General features: G+C 49.4%; 11 protein-coding genes. 3 read left to right on the forward strand and 8 right to left on the reverse strand.

Annotated features, from left to right (window positions below):
- Positions 1–6: 6 nt before the first annotated feature.
- The 8 genes from F0L74_RS21950 to F0L74_RS21985 all read right to left on the reverse strand — a co-directional run bounded on the left by F0L74_RS21950 (position 7) and on the right by F0L74_RS21985 (position 10,898).
- A complete protein-coding gene (locus F0L74_RS21950; RefSeq protein WP_149840059.1) occupies positions 7–3,393 on the reverse strand; it encodes a hypothetical protein in 3,387 nt (1,128 codons plus the stop codon).
- 6 nt (positions 3,394–3,399) lie between these two features.
- Complete coding sequence (locus tag F0L74_RS21955; protein ID WP_149840060.1) at positions 3,400–4,395, reverse strand: hypothetical protein; 996 nt, start codon at positions 4,393–4,395, stop codon at positions 3,400–3,402.
- 528 nt (positions 4,396–4,923) lie between these two features.
- Positions 4,924–5,760, reverse strand: a complete 837-nt coding sequence (locus F0L74_RS21960; protein ID WP_149840061.1) for a CvfB family protein — start codon at positions 5,758–5,760, stop codon at positions 4,924–4,926.
- A 16-nt stretch (positions 5,761–5,776) separates the two neighbouring features.
- Positions 5,777–6,763: an L-glyceraldehyde 3-phosphate reductase gene (gene mgrA, locus F0L74_RS21965; RefSeq protein WP_149840062.1), complete on the reverse strand. Its 987-nt coding sequence runs from the start codon at positions 6,761–6,763 to the stop codon at positions 5,777–5,779.
- A 30-nt stretch (positions 6,764–6,793) separates the two neighbouring features.
- Complete coding sequence (locus F0L74_RS21970; RefSeq protein ID WP_149840063.1) at positions 6,794–7,795, reverse strand: phosphotransferase enzyme family protein; 1,002 nt, start codon at positions 7,793–7,795, stop codon at positions 6,794–6,796.
- Positions 7,796–7,866: 71 nt separating this feature from the next.
- Positions 7,867–9,027, reverse strand: a complete 1,161-nt coding sequence (locus tag F0L74_RS21975; RefSeq protein ID WP_149840064.1) for a putative sensor domain DACNV-containing protein — start codon at positions 9,025–9,027, stop codon at positions 7,867–7,869.
- A 207-nt stretch (positions 9,028–9,234) separates the two neighbouring features.
- Entirely contained in the window at positions 9,235–10,044 is an 810-nt protein-coding gene (locus F0L74_RS21980) for a hypothetical protein (RefSeq protein ID WP_149840065.1), read from the reverse strand.
- Between the two features lie 17 nt (positions 10,045–10,061).
- Positions 10,062–10,898 (reverse strand): hypothetical protein, encoded by an 837-nt coding sequence (locus tag F0L74_RS21985; protein ID WP_149840066.1) that lies wholly within the window; start codon positions 10,896–10,898, stop codon positions 10,062–10,064.
- A gap of 537 nt (positions 10,899–11,435) precedes the next feature.
- Between F0L74_RS21985 and F0L74_RS21990 the strand changes: the two genes are divergently transcribed.
- From F0L74_RS21990 to F0L74_RS22000, 3 genes are all read left to right on the forward strand, one after another.
- Positions 11,436–12,644 carry a CapA family protein gene (locus F0L74_RS21990; RefSeq protein ID WP_149840067.1) on the forward strand — a complete coding sequence of 403 codons (1,209 nt, stop codon included), beginning with the start codon at positions 11,436–11,438 and terminating at the stop codon, positions 12,642–12,644.
- A gap of 167 nt (positions 12,645–12,811) precedes the next feature.
- Positions 12,812–14,533, forward strand: a complete 1,722-nt coding sequence (locus F0L74_RS21995) for a GMC oxidoreductase (RefSeq protein WP_149840068.1) — start codon at positions 12,812–12,814, stop codon at positions 14,531–14,533.
- An 84-nt stretch (positions 14,534–14,617) separates the two neighbouring features.
- A complete protein-coding gene (locus F0L74_RS22000) occupies positions 14,618–16,165 on the forward strand; it encodes an eCIS core domain-containing protein (protein ID WP_149840069.1) in 1,548 nt (515 codons plus the stop codon).
- The last annotated feature ends 56 nt before the right edge of the window (positions 16,166–16,221 follow it).

Here is a 16,221-nt window from a genome sequence, read left to right on the forward strand (position 1 = left end):
AAGAGGTTATTGTTGATACTTGTATTCATGAGCAGCTATGATATTGCGTTGCCTGTCCCTCACATATTTCAGTTTCCCAAGGTTATCATACTCATAATACGTTGTGATATTGTCGTTACCTGTTTGAGTGGAGACAGTGAGCCAATCGTTAAATGTTTGTGTGGTCATGCTGGCATCCTTTGGCGCTAATCTGAGCTCGTCAATATAGCCGGTACCATTCACCGAAACGGAGGTAGCGCCGGATATGTTGATACGTTTTAAGGTCCAGCCGCCAACCGTAGGCCCGGTTTGTTCAGACTTTTTCGTCCCCCCGGTGACCGTGACTGTTCCACCTTTACTCCAGAAGGAGATTGTTAATTCAACGGCGGCAGTCAATCCGGTTTTAACTATAGACGTTACCTGCGAGAGATTAATTGCCTTTTGTCCGGTTGGCGCCGTAGCATCAGCAATTATTGGCGTTGCGCCCGCTACAGGTGTTATTGTCCAATTTCCCTTGGCATTGTCTTCAAAACTACTGTAAGCCACTACACTCGAACCAGCATTGAGCACTTTAGCAATGACCAGTTGTCCATTGTCGTCATAAATATTACTTTCCAGCCGCCCCTTGTTTGCTGTTTGTATTATGCGCCCCGCGTTATCGTAGGTATAGGTTTCCTGCAGTCTAAACAATCCTGTATTCCTGTTGAGTTTTGTGGGATCAAAAGACCCTATTACACTTTCTGATACGGGCGTGGCACTAGTCAGCTTATAGCCTTTAACCGGTCTCAGATCGCCGTTGGGAATAGCCTGCAAATCTGACACTTCAGCGTCCAGCAATCTGGGCTCAACACCATCTTTAAGCAGCCATGTTTCGATGGCCAGCGCCTGGCCGATCATATTTTTATCTTTTAGCTGCGTTAATACACCGGTAATGTTATAGTCGTAAGGATAATAGGTCCTTTCCTCGATGGTTTCACCCAGACTGTTTGTTGTTGTTTTCTTCTTAATATCATGATAGACCGGATCATAGGTATAGTCTGTACGATCCATCATGTAATCATTGGCATTGCTATAGCTTTTCTGTATGGTAAAGTCGAGCTCCATGCGGCCTATTAATGGATAATAGTATTCTGAGTCAAACCAGATCTTATCGATGTTGGCCAGATAATAGTCTGCAGGACACAACAAGATCCTTGAAGCGGTATATTTTAATGACTGGCAGTCGCTTGTTTTATATTCAGCCACATGATAGGAATACTTATTGTATGCCTCTGAGACCGGCTGGCCGGCCTGATTGTAAACAACCGTACGTTTTAACAATCCATAGGCCCAGGGGAAATAGCGTTGTCTGGCTGAATAAGGCGGTTTAAAATCCGGGACTGGTATTGCAAAGTCCTTGTCAGAGGTATATTCATATACTGTTTTCCCAATATTATCCGCTGCCGTGCCTTTGTATACTTCCACCCTGGAATAGAGAAATGGCAGCGGGTTCTGATTTTTGGGATGATGGCTATAAAAGTTGCTTGTTACGATCTCTTTTGTAGTGGTGCCGGAGAAAAAGAACTGTTTCACAATGAACAGCACCGCGGCAACGAAGACCTCTGTGGCCACATTGAAGGCTATCGCATCTTTTGGTTTTAACACGATCCTGTTATTGCGAAGATATGACGTCATAAAATCCTCCGTTACGGCGCGGGCAAGCGTCATACTTGGGTATGCAGCGTAGTAGCTTCCGCTGCCGGGGACTACCATATAGGTGCGCGACTCCCCCTGGTTCACCGGCGCCTCGTATCCCCAACCGGAGGATTTGCCGACTTCGTCCACATACCGGTATTCGTTCACTATATTTTTTGCAGGATCAATTTTATCGAACTGAGTGACCTTTTTTACCCGGATTCCTCCCATTGCAACATTCGCATTGTTGCTAAGTGCGGTGTTACCCTCATATTCATATTCCAATGTTCCGCCCGTAGGGTATTTGACCGACTTTAATGATCCATTTACGGCTGTTAAAATATTTACTACCCTGAAACGGCTGGCATACAGGTTTTGGAGGTTTTTGTAAATATCCAGGTTATTGTCATAGGGGTAGGTAACGGCGGGATTATAGTAGCCCCAGTAATCCTGCGACGCGGCGTTGCGGGGAGGCACCCAACCCAAAAGACCACCGGATGCGCCGATATTGTAGGAGAACACGTATGGCTGATCAACGGCGTTGGACCGTCCCGTTTTCTGCAGAGAAAGTAGACATAGACGCGCGTTGCCCACCTCATCTGCAGGAAAACTATAGTTGAATGCCCGCAGGGCTGCTTTTGAGAAATATTGATAGGTGAATAGGAACCCTTCGTTTTCTGTAGTGCCGTTTTTGATCGTGATCTGTTTTAAGGCCTTGTCTCCGGGTAAGTCCACTCTCTCCGTATCAAAATATTTAAATACCACCGTTGTGTTGTTTGGCAAGTTAATAGCAGTAATCCTCTTGACAGTGCCGCTGAATCTGGACTGAAACCATTGTGTTGTTTCCTTATAATCACCATCACCTATGTCTTCCGTTGCATTCACAGCGGACTGGCTTGCCATGTAAGCCAGGTCGTAGGCTTCGTAACTGAATGTGATCTTTTTACCGGTCAGCGGGTTCACTATCTCTGACAGATACCAATCCGTTACGATTGCATAATTATTGACATTATAATTTGTACGGCTTAAATAATAGGATTTATTGGCTATTACCGGATCCGTAAAGAACTGTTGGGGCGGCGCACTCTCATAGGAGATGATCTTACTTAGATTTTTGTCGGCGAAAACAAATTGAATCCCTGAGGGTGTTGTGATAATGAACTTACTGATACGGGTAATGATCCTGGCGGCGGACATATCCTCCTCCACTTTTTCGAATTTCAGATTTGTTTCCTTTAAGGACCTGATAGTCCCGTCGCTGCCGATTACAAAACGTCCCTGTTCGCCTTCGAACCGGAAATTGAACACATCCTGTTCCCTGTCTGCGATTGTTTGCGCATCGTGCTTAAAATAATGAAGCGCAGCAGAGGTAAGCGGTAGCCACCCTATTTTTTTGGGCACCGCTGTAAGATCCGTGTGCGTGAGGTACCCGGGGGCGGCTGCATCATAGATGCCGAATGAGGTAGCCACCTGATCATCCGGATCGCCAACAGTAGACCTGGATATGACGCCTCCATATTGCAGCTCCCAGCCCAGCCCGACACTTGAGGCCAGTTCATCCACTTTAACACCCCCACCTCCTGTATAATTCAGGTTAATAGACGTAGAAAGCCTGTTACCATCACTATAACTATAAATGGGAAAATTGAATTCCGCTTTACCTGTGGGTAGATTTACCTGCCCATGGGATAAGTTAAAGGTTAACAGTAGTACTCCTAATAAAAAATGATACTTGTGCATAGTATGTTATTTACCTTGCTGTTTTTTTTCTAATGTAGTCAACCGGTTTTCCAGTGCGTTGTTCTTTTCATTCAACTGAATGATATACAAGGTCAGCTCCTCCACTTTCTGCAACAGTTTTCTGTTCATTTCTTCCACATCCATGCCTTCCTTTTGAACCTCTGCTGCCGAGGGCAGGTCTGGCAGGTGCTTATTATCCTTTATGAAACGGCCTACTTCCGCCAGCGAAGGCAGGGCATAGTTCTCCTCAAAAACATAATCTGGCCAGGTGGCAAAGGTTTTTACTTTTATTTTGGTGAAAATTGCATCGCCGTTCACTGCAAGGCGGTATCCTTTGGTATCGTAGGTACCGAGGCCGATGTTCCCAATGAAGGCCCCGGGGGACAATAGCACAAGCTCTTCTTTTACCTGGTAGCCTTCTGGCGCTGCTGACTGACGATCGCCCGCGTATGCCCAGGTTCCGGTCGTCGTTTCCGTTATTAAGGGGCTCCCTGTTCCAGTATATTGCGGCAATATTGCGTAAAACTCAAATTGACCAGGGGTAATCTGTTTGATCGTCAGCGCGCTCACGATCTTAGCCCTGCCTGTGCAATAAAAGGTGGCAGCGCCCATAAAACCATTGATCGCACTACTCCCATTGCTGGTACGGAAATGAATAAAACATTCGCCGTTCTGATCAATATTGGCGTTATATCCCACACCGGAAGCGATTCTTATAATAGCGTCCTGACCGTTTTGAGGTATAGTGAGTGTTCCGATTTTGTACCAACCGCCCGCGTTTGTTGATACATTAGGCAGGGTGTGAGCTACTACCCCCTGGGCATTCACAAACCGCGGGAGAGAGAGACTTAAAAGAAGAATGACAACAAAATGTTGGAGTTTCAGGATGGGATTTATCATTTTATTCAGTATTTTTTTGCTTGTAACAGGACACACTCTACCTGGCGTTCTTTTACCACCGGATTGTCGCCGCTGGTTAAATTTGCGCTGATCATACTTCATTGGTCATTGCCAATGATTTATACAGGCAAAGTTGTGACTCAGGTACGCAAGGTATCTGCATACCGTTCTCTGGATCTCAAGGTATAATTGCATATAACATGCGGGATCTTTTTGGCAACGCTTAGTTACTATGGAACATCCACGTTAGTTCGCATTTAACAATTGTAGAAAGTCCGGGTTATTTTCTCACGGGTAACAACAGTACTTTCCAGGTATAGTTCGGGCGCAAAACAAAATCATTTTTATAAAACTTGCAACCCCGTTTTTTATATAATATTTATTTACATAAGTATTATATGAAATATCGACATCCCGCGTATTTGATACATGGCATTTGTAGCATGAAGGTGTTATGTAAAACTAAAAATGTTATACCAGGGCGAATGTATGCGGCCGTTTAGGCATCGGTGCGCCTTATTTCGCCAGCAGAATACTACATCTTTCAACCCATATGGGCTGGGAAGTAATATTGAAACAGGGCTGCCTGCGGTAAACAGGCGGCCCTTAATTTTTTGTGGAGGCTCCCTCCTACTCTTCTATCAACCTGATCCCTGTTTGCGTAAACTCGATCTTCTTTTGTTTGTACAGCGCGCCGGTGGTCATTTTAAATGTTTTTTTACTCATGCCAAAGAAGGCATAGATCTCTTCCGGGTCTGATTTATCATGGTAAGGCAGATAACCGTTATTCTCCTGCAACAAGCGGATGATCTTACCGCTTTCGTCTTCCACTTTTTTGTAGCCTGCCTGGCCTAATACCACATCGATCTTGTTTTCTTCTTTAATGGCTTTTACAAAGCCCTTCATGCGGTCGCCGATATCTACGGGGCGGAATACCTCGTTAAAATGCAGCAGGCCCGTATGGCGCTGGTTGATGATCACTACGTAACCAATCTGTGTACGGCGGTAGATGATAAGGTCTACAGGGTCCAGCTCTTTTACGGTGAGGGTATCGTTGCTCAGGTAAGGATCTATTTTTTCTGTGGCGGCTATGCGGCCGGTGAGATTGTCTATGTAGATCATGACCAGGTATTCCTGGCCTTTGCGCATGCGCTGCAGCTGCTGGGATTTGGGCACAAAGAGGTCTTTCATCAGGCCCCAGTCCAGGAAAGCGCCCTGGTCTGTATCGTCAACCGCCTTGAGGCTTACGATATCGCCTACAATGCCTTTGGGCCGTTCTGTAGTGGCGATGAGCCGGTTCTCGGAATCGTGGTACAGGAATACTTCCAGGTCGTTGCCGGGCTCTGTACCGGCGGGCACATAACGTTTAGGCAACAGGATCTCTACGCCATCGCCGCCATCCATGAATACGCCGAAGTCGGCGGCTTTTTTTACTTTGAGTGTATTATAAACCCCTATGTTGATCATGCCGCGAAGTTAGGATTTATTTCGCCAGTACCGCTGCTATCGCGGTCAGCTCTTCTGCGGCAAAAGGGGCGGCCTTGATGCATTGCAGGGTATCCCTGAGCTGTGCCGCGCGGCTGGCGCCCACCAGTACGGAAGTAATGCGCGGGTCCTTTAGCAGCCAGCTAAGGGCCATCTGGGCCAGCGTTTGTCCGCGTTGTTTAGCCATGCCATGCAGGGCGTTGATCTGTTGCAGGCGGTTTTCCGTTACATCCTGTTCTTTGAGGAAGCCATGTGGTTTGGCGGCGCGGGAATCCTGCGGGATGCCGTTCAGGTATTTATCTGTGAGCAGTCCCTGTGCAAGGGGGGAAAAGGGGATACAGCCTACGCCCTGCTGCTCCAGCAGGTCCAGCAGCCCATGCTCTACCCAGCGCTCGAACATCGAATATTTAGGCTGATGGATGAGACAGGGCGTACCTAACTCCCGGAGGAGGGTAATGGCGCGTGCAGCCTGCTCTGCCGGATAGTTGGAGAGGCCTACATACAAGGCCTTGCCCTGGCGCACGATGAGGTCCAGGGCGGTCATGGTCTCTTCCAGCGGCGTTTCCGGGTCCGGGCGGTGATGGTAAAAGATATCTACATAGTTGAGCCGCATACGTTGCAGGCTCTGGTCCAGGCTGGATACGAGGTATTTCTTTGAGCCCCAGTCGCCATAAGGGCCGGGCCACATGGTATAACCTGCCTTGGTGGAGATGATGAGCTCATCGCGATGAGCGCGGAAATCGTTGTGCAAGATCCGTCCGAAGTTCTCCTCTGCAGATCCGGGCGGAGGGCCGTAATTGTTAGCCAGGTCAAAATGGGTGATACCGTTGTCAAACGCGGTGAAGAGTATTTCCCGGTAATTTTCCGGTACGTCTACATGTCCGAAGTTATGCCAGAGGCCTAAAGATATCACCGGCAGTTTAAGGCCGGATCTGCCGCAGCGGCGGTATTCCATCGCGGAATAACGGGAAGAGGAGAACGTCATGACGTAAAGTATATGAAGGATGAATATACATCACAACGGACAATACAGGCTGATATATTTCTTGATGATCCCTACGCGGTCCTGCAGGTAGCGGGTGTTGAAGAAATAGTTGCTCCAATCGTCTTTATGCTCATACTGGAAGCCCAGGTAGAACACCCAGAATATGAAGCCCAGGTAAGGTACGGCGGCGGCTTCCGCGGCGGAGAAGGGTTGTACCTGGCGGTAGGCATCCAGGAACAGGGCGAAGGCGCGGTCCGCTTCCGGTTGGGTCATTTTCTGGGTGGCGGTATGAAAGAAGAAATGCATGTAGAAGGAAGTCACGTCGTGCGCCAGCCAGCCTTTGCCGGCAAAGTCGAAGTCGAAGAAGGTGATGTTATCCTGCTCATCGAAATGGAAGTTCTTGGGCAGGAAATCATAATGGCAGTACCCGGTAGTAAAATCTGCTGTACCCAGGGTATCCAGTTTTTGGATGATCTGGCTGGCAGTGGCGGTCAGGTACGTATGTCCTTCCGGGTAGTCTTTAAATGCGGGGGCCAGGGTTTGCAGCGGTTGCAGCAGCATGCGTTGCAGGTCATAGGTCTCGCGCTCATGCTGCAGGGTGATGGCGGCGCTGACCTGGTGGAAACGGGCCATTTCACGGCCCAGTGCTGTAAGCTGGGCATCGGTGAAATCATATACAGTGCGGCCTTTGGCATATATAAAGAGCACGCCGTAACGCGGGCCTTCTGCCGCATTGAAGTGTTGCAGCTGCTGCCCTTGCAGGTCTGTGATGGGATAGGCCAGTTTAACGCCCTGGGCGTACAGCGTGTTTAGCAGTTCCAGCTCTCCCTGTATGCCATGGGTATCGCGGTGGGAATGGCGGTATACTTTGAATATGTAAGCCGGGTCGTCATCCCTGGTGAGGATATAGGTATCGCTTACGCCATGCATGAGCAGTTTGCAAAACAGACCGGACAGGCCGTAAGCAGCAGCGATATGATCATTTAAGGCAACGGAGGATAAGGTGGAGTACTGGGCGGGGAAAGTATGCATGGGTTAAAAAATTGAGGGCGCAAGGTAAACGAAAAAGTTTAGTTGCGCCCTCTATGGAAGGAGATTTTTTATTACAACAGCAGTACGTCTATCCTGTGCGCCTGTACCATCTGCGCATTCTTTGACCAGGAGAATACGGTAAAGTAGCCATCCTGCGAGGCTACCAGCGCAAGGGAATCCCGCTGGTCATGCACAAACTGGGCCGCGCTGAGGTGGCGGGTGCCTCCCAGGCTGCTGGGATGGATGAGCCGGGGCGTGCTGTCGAGGATAGGCTCCATAAACTGCATCTGGTCCACCGGGGTAGCATAGGCCGCCCGGGTGATCTTGGCCCCGAAGGTGAGCAGCTCGTGACGGTCTGTGATCAGGGTGGCGCCGTCTACGGCGGTAAGGCCGGCTACGTTCTCCACTTCCCTGCGCAGGGCGTTCTGCCAGTAAATATCGCTTACGCTGCGGCTGCAGTTCTGGCGTACCAGGTCTGCAACGCCGGAGAACGCGGGCGCTACCGGGTATTGCAGGGGATGGATGATGGAGGCTTTCCAGCGGTCCTGCAATGCGGGCGTTACCAGCAGGATACCGCCCCGTCCGTGGGCGCGCATGCTAACGGCGATCTGGATGAGGATGTTCACCGGGTCGTTCCATACGGCTGCGGTACTGCTGAGGCCCAGCAGGGAGGTGAGTATCTCCGGGCTATCCGGGAGGAGGCCAATGTTCTCATCCACGACCTTTATCTGGTCGCCACGGAGCACGGCTACGTTGGTGAATTTGCCCAGGCCAATGATGCGGCGTTGTTTTACGACCAGCAGGGCCGGTTCTGATACGTCCAGCACAAAGCAATAATCCGGCAGGCGGATGGTGGTTCCCCAGATATAGAGCTCTGTGCCATCGTGCCAGACGCCCACGTGCACGCCGGCGCGCTCTACGCCGGGCGCCAGTTTGCTCAGCACTTTAGGCGTAAGCTGCAGCGGGCGCTCGAACAGCAGTGGTTTACCCGCTTGTGCGGGGGGCAGAAATGCCAGGGATATCTTGGTGCTATTGCCTTCTTCTTTATGCAGGCTGGCCCAGAAGGCCACATCGATCAACTTCTCTACCACGCGGGCGTCCGGAGCGGCAGCCAGGTTCTCTTCCCCGTTTTCCTGTGCGGCTGCCAGGTGTTTGTAGAAATGAGCGGCTATCAGCCCGGCCACTTTGGAGGCGGCCTGATAGGTGCTATTTTTGTCTGATATCAATTCCATACGAAAACTATTGGATCCGTTGCCCGGAAAGGGCAAATTGCTCACTTTTTTTACAAGACAAAGTTAAACTTTTTTTGGGGCAACAGCGACGCGGTGGAAGGCGGGCTGGCGGCGGGAGTTTCAAAAATTAAAATGCCACCAGCAGTCAGACGCTTTTGGTGGCATTTTTATGGAAAATAGCTATCGTTTAAGCGATTGCAGGTTTGCTTATTTCTTCAGGTAGGTGAAATGCCCTGATTCCACACGGGTTTCGGCATCTCCGTCCAGGAAGGCTGCCTGCGTACGTTTGACCGTATTGGGGGAGCCATCTGTATTATAAGTATACTCGTAAGTACTGGTAATATCGCCAGACAGCCTTGTGGTGGTATAGCGCCAGCCAGCCAGCAGGTGGCTGGAGAAGTAATACGGTTTGTTCTGATCCAAATATGGCACCAACCCCAACAGACGGAAAGGGTTGATCTTATCCAGATAGGTATAAGTAGTGATATCGGTCTCGCCGGTGGAACCATCACCGAAAATGTCTACTACCTTTACAACGTCGCCGCCATCGTAGGTGAACAGGTTGGTAACAGTCAGCATATTAGCACGAAACTGGTACCGCTCCGTCATTTTGCCTCTTATATCGTATATGATCGAATCATGATTTCCGCCATCACCGATCAGCGTGCTGATATTACCTGTATTGTTATAAGCCAGCCGGGAGGCCAGCGTGCTATCACCGGTCAGATAGGGCTTAAAAAAGAAGCGGTCTGCCGTGTCGCCCTTGTAAACCACGTAATATTGGCCAATATTGTTTACCGTGCCCACGCTATTATAGCTGAAGTCTGCATAACGGCGCAGCGTGTTATCCGTATTATAGTCAAAGACGAGGCTATCCCAGTTCGTCACCAGGCTGGCCACCAATAAATTGGAGCCCATGGGAGGATCAACGATGATGGGAGGAGATTGATCATTCTTACTGCAGGCAGCATACATAAATGCTATACCCAACAGGGTAAGCAGGCGTAATTTTTTCATTGTTGCAATTTTGTCTATTATTTGGGCAGATAGGTGATATCAGTTGCTTCCGTGTACACAGTGGGATCTCCTTCAGTTACCTCAGAGGCAGCGAAATGAACCGGGTAACCGTCGCTGTTATATTGGTACTCATAAGTAGTAGTATAGCTATCAGATCCATCTACCAACACTTGTTTTTTTACATTATTCTCAGAATAGTAATAGGGCAGCTCGAAGCTGTTGGTGAAGATACCCAATGTTCTGCCTGTGAAGGGATTCCATTTATCGTCGTAGGTATAGGTATATGTTTCCGTATACGGATTGCCAAAATTAGAATTGGTCATGATCACCTTTGTCACGTTCTTACCTTCCCAGGTAAAAGTCCATACAACACTGTCTGTTTTAGCGGATGTGCCATACATACGTTTGTCAATAATGTGGCCGTCGCTGTTATAGTTATATGCAGTAAATCCGCCATTGGCGGCAGGGGTTACATCATTAGTCCTGATCACCTGGCCGGCGTTATTGTATACAATTTCAAACCGTGGCTCTCCGGCAACATCCGCTGCTGCTCTTGACAGGTAGAGGCTTTTTATACGGCCATTTTCATAGTGCGGGTAGTAAATAAAAGTGTTAATATCAGCCACTCTGCCAAACTCGAATGCGCCCTGGCGTTTCAGCGTTTTGTCTGCATTATATTCAAACACCACGCTATCACCGAAGGTGGTATGGGTTGCCATGCTGGCCACATACGCAATATCGCGCGCGGGCTCCGGCGGGGGGGTGTTTCCGTTGCGGTCAGGCGCATCGTCTTTGGAACAGGCTGCAAACAATAGGGCAAAACCTGCCAGGCATAGGAACGGTACTCTTGTCATGTTTTGTTGTGTGAAGTTGTGCTCAAATGTTGTTTGTTATAAGATGGTAATAGTCTTACGGTATTTTCCGGGTTAAAATTGCGCCTGTTAATAATGCTTGTCCCGGGCATGGGTCAAGTGCTGTTATAACGGCCTATACCTCCAAAAAGTTACAGTTGGGACTTGCATGATCGTTATGCTGCTGGTCATCATTCACTGAACGGGTCTTAACAATGTGCTGCCGGTGACTACCAGCGGCATGGTTTGCGTAACTATCATATCCGGGTACTAATTTCCGGTCTCAAAGTTAAGCATAATATTTAAACATCATAGATACCCATATTATTGTATGCCTGGGGGGAAATAAGCAGAAGATCTCCACAGTTTTTGCGGCCCTTTTTAAAATGCCTTTTCAGTATCAACCAATTAAAGGTTTTTCAAGACAATGTGCATAACTATCGGCCCATTTAACATTACGATAAAATATAACGTATGGGCAAATAACATATATTTGTACCCGTTAGTTCAGTTAACCCTTAAGACATTTATTTATCCCTTATGCCTGAATCAGTACATGGCGCTAAAGACATCCGGTTATTCACTTTTAATATAATTGGATTAATAGCCCTGCCTTGCATCTTTTCCGGGAACCCGTGCATAGAGTCTTTTGCAGAACGGAAACCATTCATTAACACTGCCGATACGCCAGTATTGCCGCAGTTGCCGGTAACGGACACCATCAGCTTCTCTATTGTGGGCGATATGATGGTAGGCTCCAGCTATCCTTCTTCCCTCCTGCTGCCTGTGGACACAGAGGGGAATATCCTGCAGCATGCCATGCCTTTTCTGCAATGCACAGATCTTCGTATAGGCAACCTGGAGAGTGCCGTATCTGATAGCGCAGCGGTGTACAAACAATGCGGCATGACCCAGTGTTTTGCATTCCGTACGCCGGTGAAATGCGCGCAATGGTATAAGGAAGCAGGGTTTGAATACCTCAATCTTTCCAACAACCATTCCTTTGATTTTGGCAGTACCGGCGTGCAACATACACTGGCATTTTTGCGGAATAATAATATCCGCACCAGCGGCGTAACGCAGCATCCGATCGATACTTTAACGATACGGAATGTACGTATCGGTTTTGTATCCTTTGCACCGCATAATAATTGCCTGGACATGAACAATGATTCTGTGGTACAGGCTTATATTGCGCAGGTACGGCCGATGTGCGACCTGCTGGTAGTATTCTTCCATGGCGGCGCAGAAGGCGCGCAACGCATGCATACGCCGCGTAAACGGGAGATCTTTTACGGGCAGAACCGCGGCGATGTAGTACACTTCAGCCGGTTATGCGTAGACGCCGGCGCGGATATGGTGATAGGCTCCGGTCCGCATGTAGTGCGCGGTATGGAACAGTATAAAAAGAAACTGATCGCTTATAGCCTGGGGAACTTTGCCACCTATGGGCAGTTTAACCTGAAACATCCTTCCAATGTAGCACCGCTGCTACAGGTGAAGATCACGAATAAAGGCACGCTGGTGGATCACCAGGTACTTTCTTTTATACAGGAAGGAGAAGGTGTTCCCAAACCGGATACGGCACAACAGGCATTTAAGCTGATACGCTCTTTATCTAAACAGGATTTTGGCTATAACGAAGTGAAAGAGACCTGGGCGCCGGAAGCGGTGCTGCCGGCTGTGGAGGCTACCAGCTTACAGGCTGCTGTGGGGCGTTTGCAGACGGCTAGATGCGTATCCTTATAATTACGGCAAACTTATTAGCAAGGCGCTTGTTACCGGTGGGTAATAAGCGCTTTTTGTTTTCAGGCGGTTGCGGATGACGCCGCCATTTATCATCAGCTATTAGATTCTCTGGAAAAAGATATTATTTTAGTAGCGTACTATTGTGAGGCTACTTAATTCCACCTGTTATGACCACGTTTAACATCAACTCCGGCGGCGTTGCGCAAAATACTTTTGACGCTATTGTGATAGGCTCCGGCATCAGCGGCGGATGGGCCGCCAAGGAGCTCTGCGATCATGGCTTACGTACACTGGTACTGGAAAGGGGCCGCAATGTGGAGCATATCAAGGATTACCCTACCGCTACCAAAGCGCCCTGGGAGTTTAAACACCGCGGACAGCTGACCAAAGACTTCCTGCAGGAGAACCCGCTCATCAGCAAAGCGGCAGGTTTTAGCGAGGATACCGCGCATTTTTTCATCAAGGATAAAGATCACCCTTATATACAGGAAAAACCATTTGACTGGATCCGCGGTTACCAGGTAGGCGGTAAATCGCTGACCTGGGGACGCGCCTGTCAGCGTTGGAGCCCATTTGAGTTTACCGCGCCGGAGCGTTATGGCTACGGCATGAAATGGCCTATAGACTACGATACTATTGCGCCCTGGTACTCCCATGTGGAGCAATTCATTGGCGTATGCGGCACGAAGGACGGTATAGCAGCTATGCCGGATGGCGAGTTCCTGCCGCCATTTGAGCTGAATTGCGGCGAAGCGCTGATACAAAAAAGCATACGTGAAAACTTTAAGGACCGTCACCTGGTGCATGCACGCTGGGCGCATATTACGGAGCCCAAACCCATACACCTGGAACAAGGCCGCGTAAAATGTGTGGCCCGTAACCTGTGTATGCGGGGCTGCCCGTTTGGCGGGTATTTCAGCTCTGTATCCTCTACCCTGCCCTGGGCAAAAAAAACAGGACATCTTACAGTGCGGCCTTTTTCCGTGGTGCATTCCATCATCTATGACGAAAAGAAAGGAAAGGCCACCGGCGTACGTGTGATAGATGCGAATACAAAAGAGACCACTGATTTCTTTGCCTCCGTGATCTTTGTCAATGCATCTGCGCTGAACAGCAACCTGGTGTTATTGAACTCTACATCCGGGCGCTTTCCAAATGGACTGGGCAATGATAACGGGCTGCTGGGCCATTATGTGGGCTTTCATAACTACCGCGCTTCTGTGAACGCGGAACTGGATGGTATGGAAGACAAATATTATTTTGGGCGCAACCCCACAGAGCCCATCATCGCCAATTACCGTAACCTGGAAAAACAGGATACGGATTATGTAGGCGGCTTTACCACGTTTATGGGCGCGCACCGCAGCCGGCTGGATGAATCGCGTTGTACGGAAACCATTGGCGCTACCTATAAAGAACAGCTAACGGAACCCGGCGGCTGGAAAGTGTATATGTACATGCAGGGTGAGACCATTCCCAAAGCCGCCAACCATGTACGTTTGAGCAAAGATCAGAAAGACCAGTGGGGCATACCGCTGCTGGTCATGTCTGTAGGATATGATGATAACGATGAAAAGATGATCAAAGACTTCCTGTCGCAAAGCACCGCCATGCTGGAGAAAGCAGGTTGTAAAAACATTCAGCAGCATGATAACCACCAGGCCCCCGGCCTGGATATACATGAACAGGGCGGCTGCCGTATGGGCAAGGACCCGGCTACTTCGCTGCTGAATGAGCATAACCAACTGCATCACTGTCCGAATGTGTTTGTAACCGATGGGGCCTGTATGACCAGTACCGGCAATCAAAGCCCGTCCCTGCTGTATATGGCATTGACCGCGCGGGCAGCCAATTATGCGGTGAGCGAGCTGAAGAAACGGAACCTGTAGTAAAAGCGGCCGGCGCTGGCCGGCTCCTATTTGCGGAAAAAGTGTTACATTCAGTATTATTATCAACCCCAATACACTACTTATATGTATTCCCATGCTACCCAAAGGCAGACCGGGGACACTTATAGCGCCTCCCCTGCCGGGCACGCCAACGGCGCCTGCACTGCCAATACGCCTAAGATCCAGACAAAACTTACGGTGAACACACCGGGAGATCATCATGAACAGGAAGCAGACGCCATGGCGGACAAGGTGATGCGCATGCCGTCGTCCTCCTCCTGGCTGCAGCGTAAATGCGCGGCGTGTGAGCAGGAAGAAGATCATCACGCGCAGCGTACACCACAATCATCCTCCATAACTCCCTATCTGCAGGCCAAAGGCGGCGATGGTGGTATGGTGAGCGATACGGTACACCAGGGTATAAGCGCTTCACAGGGGCGTGGCAGGCGTATGGATGACAGTACCCTGGACTTTATGTCCGGCCGTTTTGGGGCTGATCTTAGCCAGGTAAATATCCATACCGGCGGAGAAGCGGCACAGCTAAGCGAAGCCCTTAATGCACGGGCTTTTACCACCGGCAATAATATCTATTTTAATAAGGGGGAATATAACCCCGGCACCGCTGCCGGTCAACATTTGCTGGCGCATGAGCTGACCCATGTATTACAACAAGGCGGCGCCAGCACTACCGTACAAAGGGATGATAAAAAGGACCCTAATGCAGAGGAAGCCATCAACCTGGAAAGAGATATACTCAACAGCGCTGCCTATAAGGGCTTACAGGCCGATTCCCAGTCGCGGGTAACCCAGATCATTGCCATTGCCAAAACAAAGCCCCTGGGGCAGGATAAGGGCCAGCGCAACTACTATTTCAAGAAGCTGCAGATAGCGCTTACTACGCCTTTTAACGGCACAGAAACCGGCAAAACGGAATACGATTGCTCTGATAATGCAGAGAAAGAGAATAAAAAGGCGGTGGATGAAGCGCTGAAAATAGAGAAAGAACAATGGAACGGTTTCCTGTGGAATATGGAAGAAAACCTGGTAGCGGAAAGAAAAGATAAGATGGTGACCCGCGCCGGCAAAGGCGGTAAACTGTACCGGGTAGACGCCACCAATCTCCGGAGCATACGGGTGCTGATAAAGGTGCGGCTGATAGGCGCGGACGGCGAAGTAAGGAAAATAAAGGCGCTGGAAGATGCTATAGAGCGCGAGGTATGGAAATCCACCAAAGGGTATTACCTGGATATTGAGTTTGTAGACGCGCCGGGTAATGATGTATTTGATATGACCGTTAAATTCTGCCAGTGGGCCAATGCGGGCAACTGGGCCTCCAAACCGGTGACATTATCCCATGAGGTGCATCATGCGCTGGGACTGACAGACCGCTATGACTATATAGAATCGCATTCCAAAAACAAGGATATGAACGTGGCTATGCGCCTGGTATGGTTCCTGGCGCAGATGAATAAACCCACCAGCGACCGTGACAAGTTCAGCAAAATGTCTACCTCTTCCAATCCGCTATTGGCTGAAGATGTTTGCGCCGTAGCGTTTGCGGATGCCGCGGAACGCAAGAAATGTATTGACGCCCGTAAGGACCTGGATCCTTCCAATGTACCTCCTATCTAAGGAAAAAGGCCTGCCCTTTTGGCAAGCCTTTCCTACATTTCTATCGAATAATCCCG

Origin of the sequence: Chitinophaga agrisoli, from assembly GCF_008386695.1 — a bacterium.
Classification (GTDB): domain Bacteria; phylum Bacteroidota; class Bacteroidia; order Chitinophagales; family Chitinophagaceae; genus Chitinophaga; species Chitinophaga agrisoli.